Origin of the sequence: uncultured Intestinimonas sp., from assembly GCF_944387725.1 — a bacterium.
Classification (GTDB): Bacteria; Bacillota; Clostridia; order Oscillospirales; family Oscillospiraceae; genus Intestinimonas.
The window spans coordinates 1-14,395 of the sequence record NZ_CALXGA010000021.1; the positions used below are offsets into that span (position 1 = coordinate 1).

At 66.6% G+C, this 14,395-nt stretch carries 15 protein-coding genes; 2 read left to right on the top strand and 13 right to left on the bottom strand.

Annotated elements, in window-relative coordinates; translation table 11 throughout:
* Positions 1-355 precede the first annotated feature (355 nt).
* From Q0K09_RS04865 to Q0K09_RS04915, 11 genes are all read right to left on the bottom strand, one after another.
* A complete protein-coding gene (locus Q0K09_RS04865; protein WP_294473612.1) occupies positions 356-619 on the bottom strand; it encodes an HPr family phosphocarrier protein in 264 nt (87 codons plus the stop codon).
* 183 nt (positions 620-802) lie between these two features.
* Entirely contained in the window at positions 803-3,181 is a 2,379-nt protein-coding gene (locus tag Q0K09_RS04870; protein WP_294473615.1) for an endonuclease MutS2, read from the bottom strand.
* An 82-nt stretch (positions 3,182-3,263) separates the two neighbouring features.
* Entirely contained in the window at positions 3,264-4,016 is a 753-nt protein-coding gene (gene recO, locus Q0K09_RS04875) for a DNA repair protein RecO (RefSeq protein WP_294473617.1), read from the bottom strand.
* Positions 4,017-4,405: 389 nt separating this feature from the next.
* Positions 4,406-5,332 (bottom strand): GTPase Era, encoded by a 927-nt coding sequence (era, locus tag Q0K09_RS04880; RefSeq protein ID WP_294473619.1) that lies wholly within the window; start codon positions 5,330-5,332, stop codon positions 4,406-4,408.
* A gap of 63 nt (positions 5,333-5,395) precedes the next feature.
* Positions 5,396-5,593, bottom strand: a complete 198-nt coding sequence (locus Q0K09_RS04885) for a hypothetical protein (RefSeq protein WP_294473621.1) — start codon at positions 5,591-5,593, stop codon at positions 5,396-5,398.
* On the bottom strand, positions 5,590-6,108 hold the full coding sequence (gene ybeY, locus Q0K09_RS04890) for an rRNA maturation RNase YbeY (RefSeq protein ID WP_294473622.1): 519 nt from the start codon (positions 6,106-6,108) through the stop codon (positions 5,590-5,592). The genes Q0K09_RS04885 and ybeY overlap by 4 nt, the downstream gene beginning before the upstream one ends.
* A gap of 4 nt (positions 6,109-6,112) precedes the next feature.
* Positions 6,113-6,265: a hypothetical protein gene (locus Q0K09_RS04895; protein ID WP_294473623.1), complete on the bottom strand. Its 153-nt coding sequence runs from the start codon at positions 6,263-6,265 to the stop codon at positions 6,113-6,115.
* Between the two features lie 266 nt (positions 6,266-6,531).
* Positions 6,532-7,512 carry a PhoH family protein gene (locus tag Q0K09_RS04900; RefSeq protein ID WP_294473625.1) on the bottom strand — a complete coding sequence of 327 codons (981 nt, stop codon included), beginning with the start codon at positions 7,510-7,512 and terminating at the stop codon, positions 6,532-6,534.
* 37 nt (positions 7,513-7,549) lie between these two features.
* On the bottom strand, positions 7,550-8,797 hold the full coding sequence (locus tag Q0K09_RS04905) for a sporulation protein YqfD (RefSeq protein WP_294473627.1): 1,248 nt from the start codon (positions 8,795-8,797) through the stop codon (positions 7,550-7,552).
* Positions 8,798-8,827: 30 nt separating this feature from the next.
* Positions 8,828-9,109, bottom strand: a complete 282-nt coding sequence (locus tag Q0K09_RS04910; protein ID WP_294473628.1) for a YabP/YqfC family sporulation protein — start codon at positions 9,107-9,109, stop codon at positions 8,828-8,830.
* Between the two features lie 117 nt (positions 9,110-9,226).
* A complete protein-coding gene (locus tag Q0K09_RS04915) occupies positions 9,227-9,829 on the bottom strand; it encodes a YgjP-like metallopeptidase domain-containing protein (RefSeq protein WP_294473629.1) in 603 nt (200 codons plus the stop codon).
* A 70-nt stretch (positions 9,830-9,899) separates the two neighbouring features.
* Here Q0K09_RS04915 and Q0K09_RS04920 point away from each other — a divergent pair, with 70 nt between their 5' ends.
* Together Q0K09_RS04920 and Q0K09_RS04925 are read left to right on the top strand one after the other, a co-directional pair.
* The gene (locus Q0K09_RS04920) at positions 9,900-11,081 is read left to right on the top strand and encodes a nucleoside recognition domain-containing protein (RefSeq protein ID WP_294473631.1); all 1,182 of its coding nucleotides are present in this window, start codon (positions 9,900-9,902) and stop codon (positions 11,079-11,081) included.
* A gap of 36 nt (positions 11,082-11,117) precedes the next feature.
* A complete protein-coding gene (locus tag Q0K09_RS04925) occupies positions 11,118-11,327 on the top strand; it encodes a hypothetical protein (RefSeq protein WP_294473633.1) in 210 nt (69 codons plus the stop codon).
* A 64-nt stretch (positions 11,328-11,391) separates the two neighbouring features.
* Here the strand turns inward: Q0K09_RS04925 and Q0K09_RS04930 are convergent, their stop codons facing one another.
* Together Q0K09_RS04930 and Q0K09_RS04935 are read right to left on the bottom strand one after the other, a co-directional pair.
* The gene (locus Q0K09_RS04930) at positions 11,392-12,915 is read right to left on the bottom strand and encodes a 4Fe-4S dicluster domain-containing protein (RefSeq protein ID WP_294473636.1); all 1,524 of its coding nucleotides are present in this window, start codon (positions 12,913-12,915) and stop codon (positions 11,392-11,394) included.
* Positions 12,916-13,152: 237 nt separating this feature from the next.
* Positions 13,153-14,244, bottom strand: coding sequence for a hypothetical protein (locus tag Q0K09_RS04935; RefSeq protein ID WP_294473638.1), 1,092 nt, complete (start codon positions 14,242-14,244; stop codon positions 13,153-13,155).
* Positions 14,245-14,395 lie beyond the last annotated feature (151 nt).

Below are 14,395 nucleotides of genomic sequence, written 5' to 3' on the forward strand. Positions count from 1 at the left end.
GCGCAAGCGAGCCGCGCCGTCAGGCGCGTCCAAAGGTTTCGGGCCGAAGGCCCGAAACCTTTCCGCAGGGGCAATTCGCTTGCCCCGAGGATGTCAAATCCCCCCGGGGCCCCAAAGGCGCGGGCCCGCCCGCGCCTTTGGGATTGGGCTGTGGGCTTTATCTTTCCCTTCGTCGAAGGTCAACGGGGAAATCACCACCTTGGATCAGGGTTCACGGTCAGGACAGCCTGCCGCGCGGGCCGCTCCTGAACATAGTCTTCCACATCGGGCGCATCATCCTCCCGGCTTCCCATAGGCGCCTCCCCTCCGATATAAAAAAAGCGCCGCTGCCGCGGCGCTTTTTGCAGTGAAATCCTTACTCCGAGAAGTTGCTGGAGATCAGCTCGATGAGCGCCTCAACGGCCTCCTTCTCGTCGGGCCCGTCCGCGATCAGATTGATGGCGGTCCCCTTTACGATGCCCAGAGAGAGGACGCCAAGCAGGCTTTTGGCATTCACCCTGCGCTCTTCCTTTTCCACCCAGATGGAACTCTTGAACTCGTTGGCCTTCTGGATGAAGAAAGTGGCCGGCCTGGCATGGAGACCTACCTGATTGTTCACGACAGCCTCTTTGATATACACTTGTGTTCCCCCCTCAAAAACAAAACCTATTTGCGTATCTAAGCATACCAAATTTCGCTTCAACCGTCAATGACATTTTACACAAATTCACATGGCCTGACAGAAAAATTTCACGGCAGAACTTTGTGTCCCGACGAAAAACAGGGACGGCCCCATATGGCGCCCGGCTTGCTTCGCTCCGCCTTACCTGAGCTCCACCACCGTGACGCCGTCCTCGCCCTCGCCGTAGCGGCCCGGACGGAAGGACTTGACGTATTTGCTGCGCTTGAGGTGGTCCCGCACCGCCTTGCGCACCGCGCCGGTGCCCTTGCCGTGGATGACCGTCACCGTCTCCAGCCGTCCCATAACGGCGCTGTCCAGAAAGCGGTCCAGGGCCAGGATGGCCTCGTCGGTCATCATGCCCCGCAGGTCCGCCTCCGGGGAGGCCCCCAGGGCCCGGAGCTTGTGCTCCGCCCGCTGGGCGATCCGGGCGGCCTGCTGCTTTCCGCTGCCGCCCGCGTCCTCCACCACCCGGACCTCCTCCTGCTTGGCGGTGATCTTCAAAATCCCCGCCTGGAGCTGGAGAGACCCGTCCTTGTTCACGGCGATGACGCTGGCCCGGGCGCCCATCTTCACCAGCTCCACGGTGTCCCCCGCCCGGGCGGGGCGGGTGGGGGGCGGAGCCGGAAGCGCCTCCCCGGCCCCCAGGGCGTCCTCGGCCTCGTTGAGCTGGTGGAGAAGGCCGGCCCGCCGCTGGTTCTGCTCCAGCCAGCCGGCCTCCTTCTCCTGGCGGCGGCGCATGTCGTTGAGCTCGGCGAAGACCCGGTCGGCGGTATCCCGGGCCTCCTGGAGGATAACCCGGGCCTCGGCCTGGGCCTTCTCCACTGCCTTGGCCTTCTCCTTTTCCAGCTTCTCCCGGTACGCCCGGGCGGCCTGGGCCGACTCCTCCATCTCCCGGCGGAGGCGTCGGGCCTCGTCCTTCTCCTTCTCCAGCTGCTGGCGCTGGCGGTCCAGCTGGGTCAGCACGTCCTCAAAGCGGATGTTCTCGGCGTCGATGCGCCCGGCGGCCTTGTCAATGATGGCCTGAGGCAGGCCCAGCCGTCGGGAGATGGCGAAGGCGTTGGACTTCCCCGGCACCCCGATGAGCAGGCGGTAGGTGGGGGCCAGGGTCTCCACGTCGAACTCACAGGAGGCGTTCTCCACCCCCTTGGTGGTCATGGCGTAGACCTTCAGCTCGGCGTAGTGGGTGGTGGCGCACACCAGAGCCCCCCGCTCCCGGGCCGACTCGATGATGGCGGCGGCCAGGGCGGCCCCCTCCACCGGGTCGGTGCCCGCCCCCAGCTCGTCAAAGAGGATGAGGGAGCCGGGGCCGCACTCGGCCAGGATGCCCACGATGTTCACCATGTGGGAGGAGAAGGTGGACAGGCTCTGGGCGATGGACTGCTCGTCGCCGATGTCGGAGAGCACATGGTCGAAGACCATCACGGAGCTGCCGTCGTCCACGGGGATGTGGAGGCCGCACTGGGCCATGAGAGTCAACAGGCCGATGGTCTTGAGGGTCACCGTCTTGCCGCCGGTGTTGGGGCCGGTGATCACCAGGGTGTCAAAGTCCCCGCCCAGATAGAGGTCGTTGGCCACCGCCTTCTTGGGGTCCAGCAGGGGGTGCCGGGCCTTCCGCAGGGTGAGGCCCCGCTTCGCCAGCCTGGGCTCGGAACACTTGAGCCGCCCGGAGAGCCGGCCCCGGGCGAAGATGCAGTCGATGAGGATGATGAGGTCGTAGTCCTGGGCGATGTCCTCCCGGTGGGCGGCGCACTCGGCGGAGAGCTCCCGGAGGATGCGGTCGATCTCCTTCTCCTCCCGGGACTGGAGCTCCCGGAGCTCGTTGTTGGTCTTGACCACCGCCATGGGCTCGATGAAGAAGGTGCCTCCGGAGCCAGACACGTCATGGACCAGGCCGGGGATCTCATTTTTGTACTCCGACTTCACCGGCACCACATACCGGCCGGAGCGCATGGTGATGATGGACTCCTGGAGGTACCTGGACTGGGAGGAGGAGATGAGCTTTTGGAGGATGTCCCGGACCTTGGAGGCGGAGGCCCGGATGTGCCGCCGGATGTCGGCCAGCTCGGGGCTGGCGGCGTCGGCGATCTCGTCCTCGGAGAGGATGGCCCCGGTGATCCTGTCCTCCAGAAAGCGGTTGGCCTGGAGGGAGGCGAAGAGATGGTCGATGCAGGTCCTGGCGTTTCCGTCCCCGGCGGCGTACTCCTTGGCGGAGCGGGCGCAGCGCAGGAGTGCGGCGATGTCCAGCAGCTCCCGGGTGTTGAGGGCGCCCCCCATCTCGGCCCGCTGGAGGGAGGCCGCCACCGGCCGCACCCCCGACAGGGCGGGGGTCCCTCTGAGCACGATCATGGAGCAGGCGGCGGAGGTCTCCCGCAGCAGCCGCGCCACATCGTCCGGGTCTGTGCTGGGCCGCAGGGCGCGGCAGCGCTCCCGGCCCTCCTCGGTGGCGGCCTGAGCCGCCAGGAGCTCCAGCACACGGGGCAGCTCCAGGGTCTGGATGGATTTTTCAAACAGGTCGGTCATAGCGATTCTCTCCAACATCATTGCAGTCGTACACGGGCTCGTGCTCAGGCGGGCGTTCCGTGCTCAGGCGGGCGTTCCGTGCTTAGGCTCCGCCCGCCGTGAGCCGGCGGTAAAAGTCCAGGGTGGAAAAGCCCCGCTCCAGCTGCCTGAGCAGGAAGTCCTCACAGGCGGCGGCCATGCGGCCCAGGGCGGCGGCGTCCAGGGTAAAGGAGAAGAGCCGCTTGGGGTCTCCGTAGACCACATGGCGCATGGCGGCCAGACTTGCGGCGTCCAGGCTCCGGTCCGCTCCGTCCCCCAGGCCGCAGGCGGCGCAGCGGAGGACCCCCTCCGCCAGGTCCAGGCGGGGCTCCCGGGGCTGGGGGTCGCCGCAGACGGCGCAGGCGTCCAGCAGGGGCTCATACCCCGCCACGCACAGAAGCTTGAGCTCAAAGGCCGCCTTCACCAGGGGAAGGGGCTTTCGCAGCTTGTCCAGGGCGTAGAGGGAGTTGAGCGCCAGGGACAGGAGGGCGGGGTCGGGCCGCCCCTCCTCGGCTGCCGCCCCGGCGGCCTCGGCGAAGTAGGAGGCCAGGGCCAGCTTTTCCACATCGGCGCGGACCCCCCAGAAGAGGTCCAGGGGCTCGGCCTCCTGGAGGGTGAAGCGCTCCCGGTGGGCAAAGAGGGTCATATCCGACCAGGCCAGGAGCTGGGCGGAGGCGGCCAGAGGGCTGTTCCTCCGGCGGCAGCCCCGGGCCTTCACCGTCCGCTTTCCCCCCTCCCGGGTGAGCACCGTGAGGATCTTGTCGGCTTCCTTATAATTGGTTTCCCGGAGGATCAGCCCCTGGGTCTTGACGTACATAGCATCACCTGATATGTAAGGGGGGCGCACCGCCCCCGCTCTCTACGCTGTTTTCGCCGCCCGCTCCTCCTCCAGAAGGAGGCGGTAGAGGGTGTACGCCTCCGGAAGGCCAGTGGCGGCAAAGAGCGTCCAGAGCATCTGGCTGGACATTTTGATCAGGCCCCCTTTTACGGTTAGGTTGCCTGCCGCCGCCGGAATTATCAGCGGTAAATTTTATGCCTCAGTCCGCCCGGTAGCTAGGGCTTGTTTGAAAATTGGCGATGCGTCCGGCAGCGAGGGATTTTGGGCGGCTGGCAAGCAATTTTTTCGCAGGAATCCTGGCGGATTGCAAGGAAAAATTGCGCCGTCCAGGGGGCAAAAGACCCGCCGGTTGGGCATGTTGACATGTTTCAAACAAGCCCTACGTCCCGGATAAAATTGGGGTTGTCCCTCCAGTTTTTCTTGACCTTGACAAAGACCTGAAGGAAGACCTTGGTTCCCATAAAGGCCTCGATGTCCCTCCGGGCCAGGGTGGAGATTTTTTTCAGCATAGCCCCCCCCCTGCCGATGAGGATACCCTTGTGGCTCTCCTTCTCGCAGTAGATGGTGGCGTCGATGTCGAGGATGCCGCTGCCGGTCCGCTCGGAAAACTTGGTGAGCTCCACGGCGGTACCGTGGGGGATCTCCTTGTCCAGGCAGAGCAGCAGCTTCTCCCGGATGAGCTCGGCGCAGACCTGGCGCTCCGGCTGGTCGGTGACCATGCCGTCGGGGAAGAGCTGAGGGCCCTCCGGAAGGAAGGGCTCCAGCACGTCCAGCAGCTCCTCCACCCCCTCGCCGGTCTTGGCGGAGATGGGGACGATGGCCTGGAAGTCGTGGGCCTCCTGGTAGGTCTGCATGACGGCGAGGAGCTTTTCCTTCTCCACCGTGTCGATCTTGTTGATGACCAGCACGGCGGGGACCTTCAGGGCCTGGATGCGCCCCATGAGCTCGGCCTCCGGGCCCCCGATGTGGGGGATGGGCTCCACCAGCAGCAGCACGGCGTCCACGTCGGCCACGCTCTCCCGGACCACGTTCACCATGTAATCCCCCAGCCGGGTCCGAGCCTTGTGGAGACCCGGGGTGTCCAGGAAGACAAACTGGCACTCTCCCCGGTCCACTACCGCGCAGATGCGGTTCCGGGTGGTCTGGGGCTTATTGGTAACGATGGCGATCTTCTCCCCCACCAGTGCGTTGGTCAGGGTGGATTTCCCCACGTTGGGCCGTCCCACAATGGACAGCATCCCCGATTTTTTGATCTCCACAGGCAATTCCGCCTCTCTTTTTTGTTCTTCGGCCATTCCAAGCGTGCCCCCCAGAATGGCCTCCTTTCAGGCCCGCCTCCGGGCCTTCTCCGGTCTCTTTTATTCCCCGGGCTCCTCCCGGTCCTGCTTCAGGGCCTGGACCACGCTGAGGCCGGTGCCTACAATGACCCCTGGAAGCGCCAAGAGGCAGACCGCGAATACCATATCCCCCAGCAGAAGGGACAGCCCCATAAACAGGGCAAAGGAGAGAAATCCAAAGCCCGCGGCGCTGAACAGGGTGCCCAACAGGTCCTTCATGCTTTTTCCTCCTCTTTCTCTGCTTCCCGGGGGATGCCCAGCTCCCCCAGGATGGCCTCCTCCCGCTCCCGCATCCGGGCCTTCTCCGGACCCTCATCCAGGTGGTCATAGCCCAGCAGGTGGAGGACCGAGTGGACCACCAGATAGGCCAGCTCCCGGCGGTTGGAGTGGCCGTACTCCCTGGCCTGGGCCTTCACCCGCTCCAGGGAGAGGCACATATCTCCCAGAGGCACCAGCCCGGTGGCCGGGTCGGCGTCCTCCGGCCCCGGCAGCTCTCCGGGGGTCAGGGCAAAGGCGGGGAAGCTCAGTACATCAGTGGGCCGGTCCACCCCCCGCATATCCCGGTTGAGGGCCTGGATACCCCTGTCGCTGGTGACACTCACATCCACCTCACAGGGAAAATCCACCCCCTCCGCCGTCAAGGCCGTCCGGATCACCTTCCGAATGAAAGCCTGCTGACCCTCGCTGACCCCGGGCACGTCGGCGGTAATGGGGATGTAGTTTCGTTTTGCCATGGTATCACTCCTTCTTGGGACCGCCGATGGTCTCGTCCAGCACCCAGCCCGTCACGCGGCAGCGCAGGCCGCAGCGCAATTTCCCGTCCTCATCGCAAAATTCACTCAGATCTGTGGTCTTCTCCGGCGGGATGTGCAGTTGATCCAGAATCTCCAAAATCTCCTCCGGCAGCGGCCGCAGTCACAGCCCCATTCCTCCGCCTAGGCGTACCAGTCCCGGGTGGCCTGCCCGTCCACCTCCAGGTCGTATCCGTACCAGGAAATCCGGGTCATCTCTCTCCCTCCAAGCGCTCCGGTCCTCAGCCCCGTGTCCATTCCCGCTCGCCCTGTGATTATACACGATTTTCCCCGGTTTGAACAGTCCCCTTTCCCCGGCAAAAAAAGCGGACGCCCCTTTGGCCGGGGCGTCCGCAGGTACGCGGTCTATTTCCGCTTTCCCTCCTGGGATTTGCGGCGGTGCTCGTCCTCCTCGTAGGCCTTGATGATACGCTGAACGATAACATGGCGAACCACGTCGGCCCCGCTGAGCCGGCAGATGGCGATGTCCTCCACCCCATTGAGGACCCGCATGGCCTCCCGAAGGCCGCTTACCTTGTCGGCGGGCAGGTCGATCTGGGTGACGTCCCCGGTGATGACCACCTTGGAGCCAAAGCCCATCCGGGTGAGGAACATTTTCATCTGTTCCCGGGAGGTGTTCTGTGCCTCATCCAAAATAATAAAGGAGTCGTCCAAAGTCCGGCCCCGCATGTAGGCCAGGGGGGCCACCTCGATATTCCCCCGCTCCAGATACTTATTGTAGGTCTCAGGTCCCAGCATGTCAAAAAGAGCGTCATAGAGGGGCCGCAGGTAGGGGTCCACCTTGCTCTGGAGATCTCCAGGCAGGAAGCCCAGCCGCTCTCCGGCCTCCACCGCCGGGCGGGTCAGGATGATGCGGTTGATCTGCCCCGACCGGAAGGCGGCCACGGCGGCGGCCACCGCCAGATAGGTCTTTCCGGTCCCGGCGGGACCGATGCCCAGGGTGACGGTATTGGCCTTGATGGCGTCCACATAGCGCTTCTGGCCCAAGGTCTTGGGCTTGACGGGCTTGCCCTTGGCGGTGACGCAGAGGACGTCCCGGGCCACCTGGCCGATCTTGTCCTCCTGGCCGGACCTCACCAGCTGGAGGACATAGCGCACGTTCTGTTCGTTGAGGGGCTCCCCCCGGCCGGAGAGCTCCAGCAGGCCCTGGATGGCCTTGGCGGCGTATAATACGGCCTCTTCCCCGCCGGAGACCTTCAGGCTGCCGTCCCGGTTCACCACCGACACGCCCAGCTCCCGCTCCAGGATGCGGATGTTCTCGTCGAAGGAGCCGAAGAGCTCGGCGGCCTCTTCCACGCGCTCCAAACTGACGGTCTGTTCTGTCAAATTTCCTCGCTCCTTATACGTCCCGGGGCTTTATATTTTATTCCGCCCCGCTGTTGGATGTCCCTGGGATCAGCTCCCCCACCGTCCCCTCAAAGGGGACCTCCCGGCCGATCTGCTCCCGGCACTCGGCCCGCAGGGTGACCACCAGCATACCGTCCTCCTCCCGGACCGTGAAGACGGTGTTCAAAACCGCTCCGTCCTCCCCCACCAGGGCGTCCAGCCGCGCCAGAAGCCGCTCCTCCAGCATATTCCGGGCGGCGGCGGCGTTCAGGGCGGCGGGCCGGGTCTCATAGGCCCGGTACTCCGTTCTCCGCAGGGCCAGGGGCATCACCCGGCCCCCGGGGAGGGTGAGGGGATAGGTCTCCACTATTTTATCATATCCCCCGGTGAAAACGCCACCCTTTCCGAAAAAATTTACCGTCCGGCCCAGAATCAGCAGGGACCACTGGGTCACTCCCTCCCCGGTGTACTGCTTCACCCGGGCCTCCAGGGGAAGGGCGGCGGAGAGGGTGCGGTAGGTCCGGGCCCAGACGCTGCCCCGGGCGTGGACCAGCCGCTGCCCGGCGTCCACCGCAGCATACTCCGGCTCCTTCAGGTCCACCGTCCCGCGGATGACCACCTCCCCCCGGAGCACCGCCTCCCCCTCCCGGAAGGCGGCCTGGCCGTCCAGCACCTCCAGGTCCAGGATCACCCCGTCGGCCCGGGCCACCACGTTGGCGGGGGTGGACTCGTCCCGGACCTCCGGCTCGGGCAGCTTCTCCCGCACCAGCACCTCCGCCCGGGTGCCGTGGAGGTTAATGGCCATCCAGGACAGACCGTCCAGCTGGAGCAGGGACTCCTGGCTGATGCGCCGCACATCCAGACCCGGGCCGTAGGCCCCCACCCGCACCCCCTGCCGGGAGAGCTCCGTGAGAATGGCGGCGGTGGAGACCCGCTCGTTGCCCGAGACCTCGATGGTGAGGACGAACCGGGAGAGGACGCACACCGCCGTCAGGGAGAGGGCCAGCCCCAGCAGCAGGGCGTACCGCTTCCGAAAGCCTGCCAGGAAATAGGGCGCGCCCAAGTGCCGCCGGGCCCTGGCCTCGCACAGGACCTTCTCCGCCAGGGCCTCCACCCGCCGGGCGTCCCGCCGGGAGACCCGCAGGCGCAGGGTGTGGGGGTCCAGCCATTCCAGGTCCCAGAACCCCACCCTCGCCTGGGCGCACAGGTTCAGAAACCGCTCCGGGAAGGCCCCGGTAACGGTGAAGAGGACGCTGCCCCGCAGAAAGTTGATGATGGCCTGCATATCCTTCCCTCCCCTTCGCGCCCCGGCGGCTCAGGCCAGGTCCACCCCGATGATGTCCCCGGTGATGAGGAGCTCCGAGGCGTTCATGGCCCGCAGGGTCAGGTTGGCCCCCCGGACCTTGACAATGAGTTTGCCGCCGCTGATGTGGATTTCCTCGCTGCCGTAGGCCAGGATGCCCTTGTGATTTTCCATGCGCAGCTGCCGGTCCCCCAGCAGCTCCACCCGGGGGAGTCCCGCCACCACGTCGCCGGGCAGGTCGAAGACCTCCGCCGTCCGCTCCAAAAGCCCCTCCCGCCGCCCCTTTTTCTCCATAACCCGTTCCTCCCGCGCCTCTGTGCCGCTCCGGCGGCCCTTTCCTGGAATTGTATGCAAAAAGTTCCCCCGGCTTGCCTGTCCGGGGCAAACCGGGGGGCTTTTCTGTTTTTTGAATCAAGGCCGCTCCAGGCGGCGCCCCTTCAGCCGCCGGCGCTTGACCTGCCAGTCGGGGAGGAGGGCGTCCATAGCGGCGTAGAACCCCGCCCCGTGGTTGGGGTGGAGGAAGTGGACCAGCTCATGGAGGGTCACATAGTCCAGCAGGTCCTCCTCCGCCGCCGCCAAGGCGGTGTTGAGGACGACGACCCCCTTGGCAACGTGGCAGCTCCCCCAGCGGCTGGTCATGAACCGGGCCCGGAGGACCGGCCTGGGGACCCCCAGGGGCTCCACCAGGGGGTACATCCGCTCCAGGGAGGCGGCCAGGACCGGCAGGGCCGCCGCCGGGTCCGGCGGGGCCGGGAGGACGGCCCCCTGGTCCCGCTGGAGGGCCTGCCGGTGGCGGACAATCCAGTCCGCCCGGTCCCGGACAAAGGCGTCGGCGGCGCTCCTGGGCGCCCGCCGGGGCAGGGACACCGCCACCGTCCCGTCGGACCGGAGCCGCAGGTTCAGGTTTTTCACCTGCTTTACCGTCAGCCGGTATTCCATGGGCCCCAGGGGGGTCTCCACCGTCCGGCGCTCCTCGCTCCCCTGGCCGCAGGCAGGGGACTGTTTCATGCGCATGGGGTTCTCCTCTCCTTCCGGCATGGGACAGCCCACGCCCGGCATATCCTCTGCTGTGAGGTGATGTCTTGTGTCCAGGCTGCTCTCCCGCCAGGGGGTCCGGGATTTTTTCCTGGGCCTGGCCCTTCTGTGCGCCGTCCTGTCCCTGATGCTCTGGCCCCAGGAGGCCATGGAGGCCGCCCGGGAGGGGCTCCGGCTGTGCTATCACGTCATCATCCCCTCCCTCTTCCCCTTCTTCGTCCTCTCCGCCCTGGTGGTGGACCTGGGGCTGGCCGGCTATCTGGGGCGGGCCCTGGAAAAGCTCATGCGTCCCCTGTTCAACGTGCCGGGGGCCTGCGCCTCCGCCTTCGTCCTGGGCTTCGTGGGGGGCTACCCCGTGGGGGCCCGCACCGCCCTGTCCCTCTACCAGAAGGGCATGTGTACCAAGACGGAGGCAGAACGGCTCCTCTCCTTCTGCAACAACTCCGGCCCTGCCTTTATCCTGGGGGTGGTGGGGGCGGGGGTCTTCGCCAGCAGCCGGGTGGGGGTGCTCCTCTACCTGGCCCACGCCGCCGCCTCGGTGTGCGTGGGGCTCCTCTTCCACTTCTACAAGGGGGGCCGCCGGGGAAAGGAGGCCCGGACCGTCCCCCGGTTCCAGGCGGAGCGGTTCACCGCCGCCTTCACCGGCGCGGTAAAAAATTCCTTCCTCTCGGTCCTCAACATCTGCGCCTTTGTGGTCTTCTTCACTGTGGTCATCCGGCTGCTCTTCCTCTCCGGCCTCCTGCCGGGGCTGGCGGCCCTCCTGGGGCGGCTCTTCGCCCCCCTTGGGTTCTCTCCCGCCTGGGCGGAGCGCCTGCTCACCGGAGCCCTGGAGCTCTCCTCGGGGGTCTGGTCCCTCTCCGGGGGCGGGGCCACGGCGGGAGAGCTCTCCATGGCCGCCTTCCTGCTGGGGTGGGCGGGGCTGTCCGTCCACTGCCAGGTCCTCTCCTTCCTGGGGGGCAGCGGCCTGTCGGTGCGGCCCTACCTGGGGGGCAAGCTCCTCCACGGCGGCCTGGCGGCCCTCCTGACCGCCCTGCTGGTCCAGGTCTTCCCCCTGGAGGCGCCGGTGTCCTCCTACCTGGCCGCCCAGGTGGAGGGCATCGCGGAGCTGGACTTCTCCACCGCCCTCACCATCTCCATCGTGTGCGCCTGGGTGCTGTGGCTGCTCTTTTTCGCCGCCGCTGCGGCCGCCGTGGGAAAAACCAGTAGAAAACGGCGCGGAGGCGTAGTATAATGGAGGGGAAACCACTGGAGAGGATGCGTTCCCGTCATGCTGTTTGAGAAAAACATGGAGCCTCGATGCTTCTACTGCGTCCGCTGCACCCCCCTGGATGGGGAACAGGTGGTCTGTATCAAAAAGGGCGTGGTGCCGGCGGGAGGGAGCTGCCGCTCCTTCCGCTACGACCCCCTGAAGCGGGTCCCGCCCCGGCCCCACGCCCCGGACTTCTCCCACCTGAAGGACGAGGACTTCACCCTGTAGCGGAAAGCGGACGGCTGCCGGAGGCAGCCGTCCGTTTTTTCCGCTGTTCTGGGTCTGTAGGGGCTCAGTCCACCAGCTTGTCCAGCTCCTTGATGTGCTCGGTGTCGCAGGAGGCCTTATGCTTGGCCTGCTTGGCGTAGAGGTTCACCATTGCTTGGGACTTCTTAATGCCCTGCATGGTGCCGGCCCCCGCCACGCAGCCGCCGGGGCAGGCCATGCCCTCCAGCAGATAGCCGGGGTACTTGCCGGCCGCCGCGTCCTTCATCATCTGGCGGCACTCCCGCAGGCCCTCGGCGGCGGCCACCTTCACCTCCCGGTCGGGGCAGCGCTTCTGGATGACGTCCACCACCGCTGCGGCCACGCCGCCGGAGACGGCGAAGTTCCGCCCGTCGGTGGAGGCGTCGTTGACCCCGTCTGGGTCCTCAGGGAGGCTCTCCAGCTCCAGGTGCCTGGCGTCGAAGATGCCGGCCATCTCCTCAAAGGTGAGGACAAAGTCCACCTCACTGCGGACGCTCTTGCGCATGGCCTCCAGCTTCTTGGCGGCGCAGGGGCCGATGAAGACCACCTTGGCGTTGGGGTGCTGGTGCTTGATGAGCCGGGCGGTGAGGGTCATGGGGGTCAGGGCCATGGAGATGCACTTGGCGTGCGCCGGGAAGAGCTTCTTGGCCATGACGGACCAGGCGGGGCAGCAGGAGGTCCCCATGAAGGGCAGCTCTTCCGGCACCTCCCGGACGAAATCCTCGGCCTCCTGGGTAGCGCACAGGTCGGCGCCGATGGCCACCTCGAAGATGTCGGCGAAGCCCAGGGCCTTCATGGCGGCCCGGAGCTTGCCCGGCGTCACCTTGGGCCCGAACTGGCCCACGAAGGCCGGGGCCACGGCGGCATAGACCCGCTCGCCGGACTGAATGGCCCGGATGACCTGGAAAATCTGGGACTTGTCGGCAATGGCCCCAAAGGGGCAGTTCACCAGGCACATGCCGCAGGAGACGCACTTTTCGTAGTCGATGTTGGCCTTGCCGTTGGCGTCGGAGCCGATGGCGTCCACGCCGCAGGCGGAGGCGCAGGGCCGCTCCTGGATAATGATGGCGTGGTAGGCGCACACGCCGGCGCACCGGCCGCACTGGATGCACTTGTCCTGGTCGATATGGGAGCGGCCGTTGTAGCGGTCCAGCTTGACGGCGTCCTTGGGACAGACCTCCTCGCAGGGGTGGGCCAGACAGCCCTTGCAGCCGTCGGTGACGAAGACCCGCTTCTCCTCACAGCCGTTGCAGGCGAACTTGATGACGTTGATGAGGGGGGGCGTATAGTAGGTCTCCGGGCGGTCCGCCGCCTCGATGTTGTCGGAGAGGGGGGCGTGCTCGGCGGCGCTGCGGCAGGGCAGGCCCATGGCCAGGCGCAGCCGCTCCCCGATGATGGCCCGCTCCAGGAAGACGTCGTTGCGGTAATTGCCCACCTCTCCCGGAATGATCTTGTAGGGCAGCTCCTCGATCCGTTTGTCCACCGGCCACTCGGTATGGTAGGCCATCCGGGCCACCTCCCGGAATACCCTGTGGCGGAGCTCCTGAATGCGTGTCTCTACACCTCGCATCTCTCTCATCCCCTTTGCATTTGAAATGGATCCGCGGGGCCCCGCCGGAGCGGGGTTCCCGCCTGTTCAGCATACTCCAAATCCCCCTGCTTGTAAAGCGTCAAAGGGGGAAAATCGCCGGGTTTCTCGGGGGCTCTTCCCTTCCGGCGGCGTTTTCGGGCAAAAAGGGTCCGCCTCTCCGGGGGATTGGCGCGGAGAGGCGGCGGATTGGTTCCTGTTGGCGGCGTTGCGGTCCAGCTATCCGGCCTCCCGGTCCCCCAGGAGCTCCCCGGCGGCCCAGCCGGCCAGGGCGTGGACCCGGTCGAAGTCCACATAGGGGTTATAGATGGCCTCCAGGTTGTCGTGCATGGCCTTGGCCTGGGCCAGGGAGTCCACCGCCTCCTCCACCAGGGCGGCGGAGACCTTCCGGGAGAACCGGAGCCGGGCCTTGTTCCGGCGGACGGCCTCGGGGTCGGCCATGGCGTCCATGCGGATGCGGCGGTAGGGCCGCTTTTCGTAGGGCAGGGCCGGGCTGCTGGTAACAAAGGCCAGGGACAGCCCCGGCACCAGCACATGCTCCAGCCGGTCGGGGGCCATGGGGGAGGGGCAGGCGATGACGTCGTGCCCCGCCGCCGCCGCGCCGGAGAGGAGGTGGGTGAGCATCAGGTGGCTCAGTCCGTAGGTGTCGGAGAGCTCATAGACCCGGCGGCACAGCCGCTCCACGGTGCCGAACTCCACCAGCGGCCCCTTGTGGGTGACGGCGGAGAGGAACCGCTGCCGCACCCGGCCCCCCTCTCCCCCGCCCCGGCGGACCTCCCGGGAGAGGATGCCCTTGGCCCGCCGGGCGATTTTGGCCTCCACCGCCGGGGTGACCACCAGGGCCCGCAGGTCGGCGGCGATCTCCGCCGCCGCGTCCAGGCAGCGGTAGGCCCGGGCATAGCAGCCCTTGTAGCCCTTCATGGCCTCCTGGAGCTCCCCCCGGCGGGGCTTCAAGCCCTTGTGGTCGTAGCAGTCCCCCAGGTTGACGTACCGCTCCACCGCCCCGGGGCAGGCAGGCTCCACCACATGGGGGGCAGTGCCGTCCACAATGGCGGCCCGGCGCTCCGGCAGGACGATGGCGTCCAGGGAGTCCGGGTCCCCGGAACAGGGGATGTACTCCACCTGGAGGCCCCGCTCCTCCGCCTGGGCCGCCACGGCCTTCATCAGGGTGGACTTGCCGCAGCCCGCGCCCCCCTTCAGGATCAGGACCTCCTCCGCCCCGGCGGGGTCGATAAGCTGGTCGTAGAGTGAGAAAAAGCCGCCGGGGGAATTCGCCCCCAAATAAAATCGGACCTTGGGTTCCGTTGCCATTTTCATACCCTCCAATGAACGAGAATCTACTTCAGCGTATGCGCCCGGGACCCCGCCGGTACCCTGTCCCGGCCCGGTTTTCCCCGCTTTTCCGGCCCGAATGAAAAACCAAAGGCCCCCGGCCCGCGCCTGGGCGCGGGCCGGGGGCCTT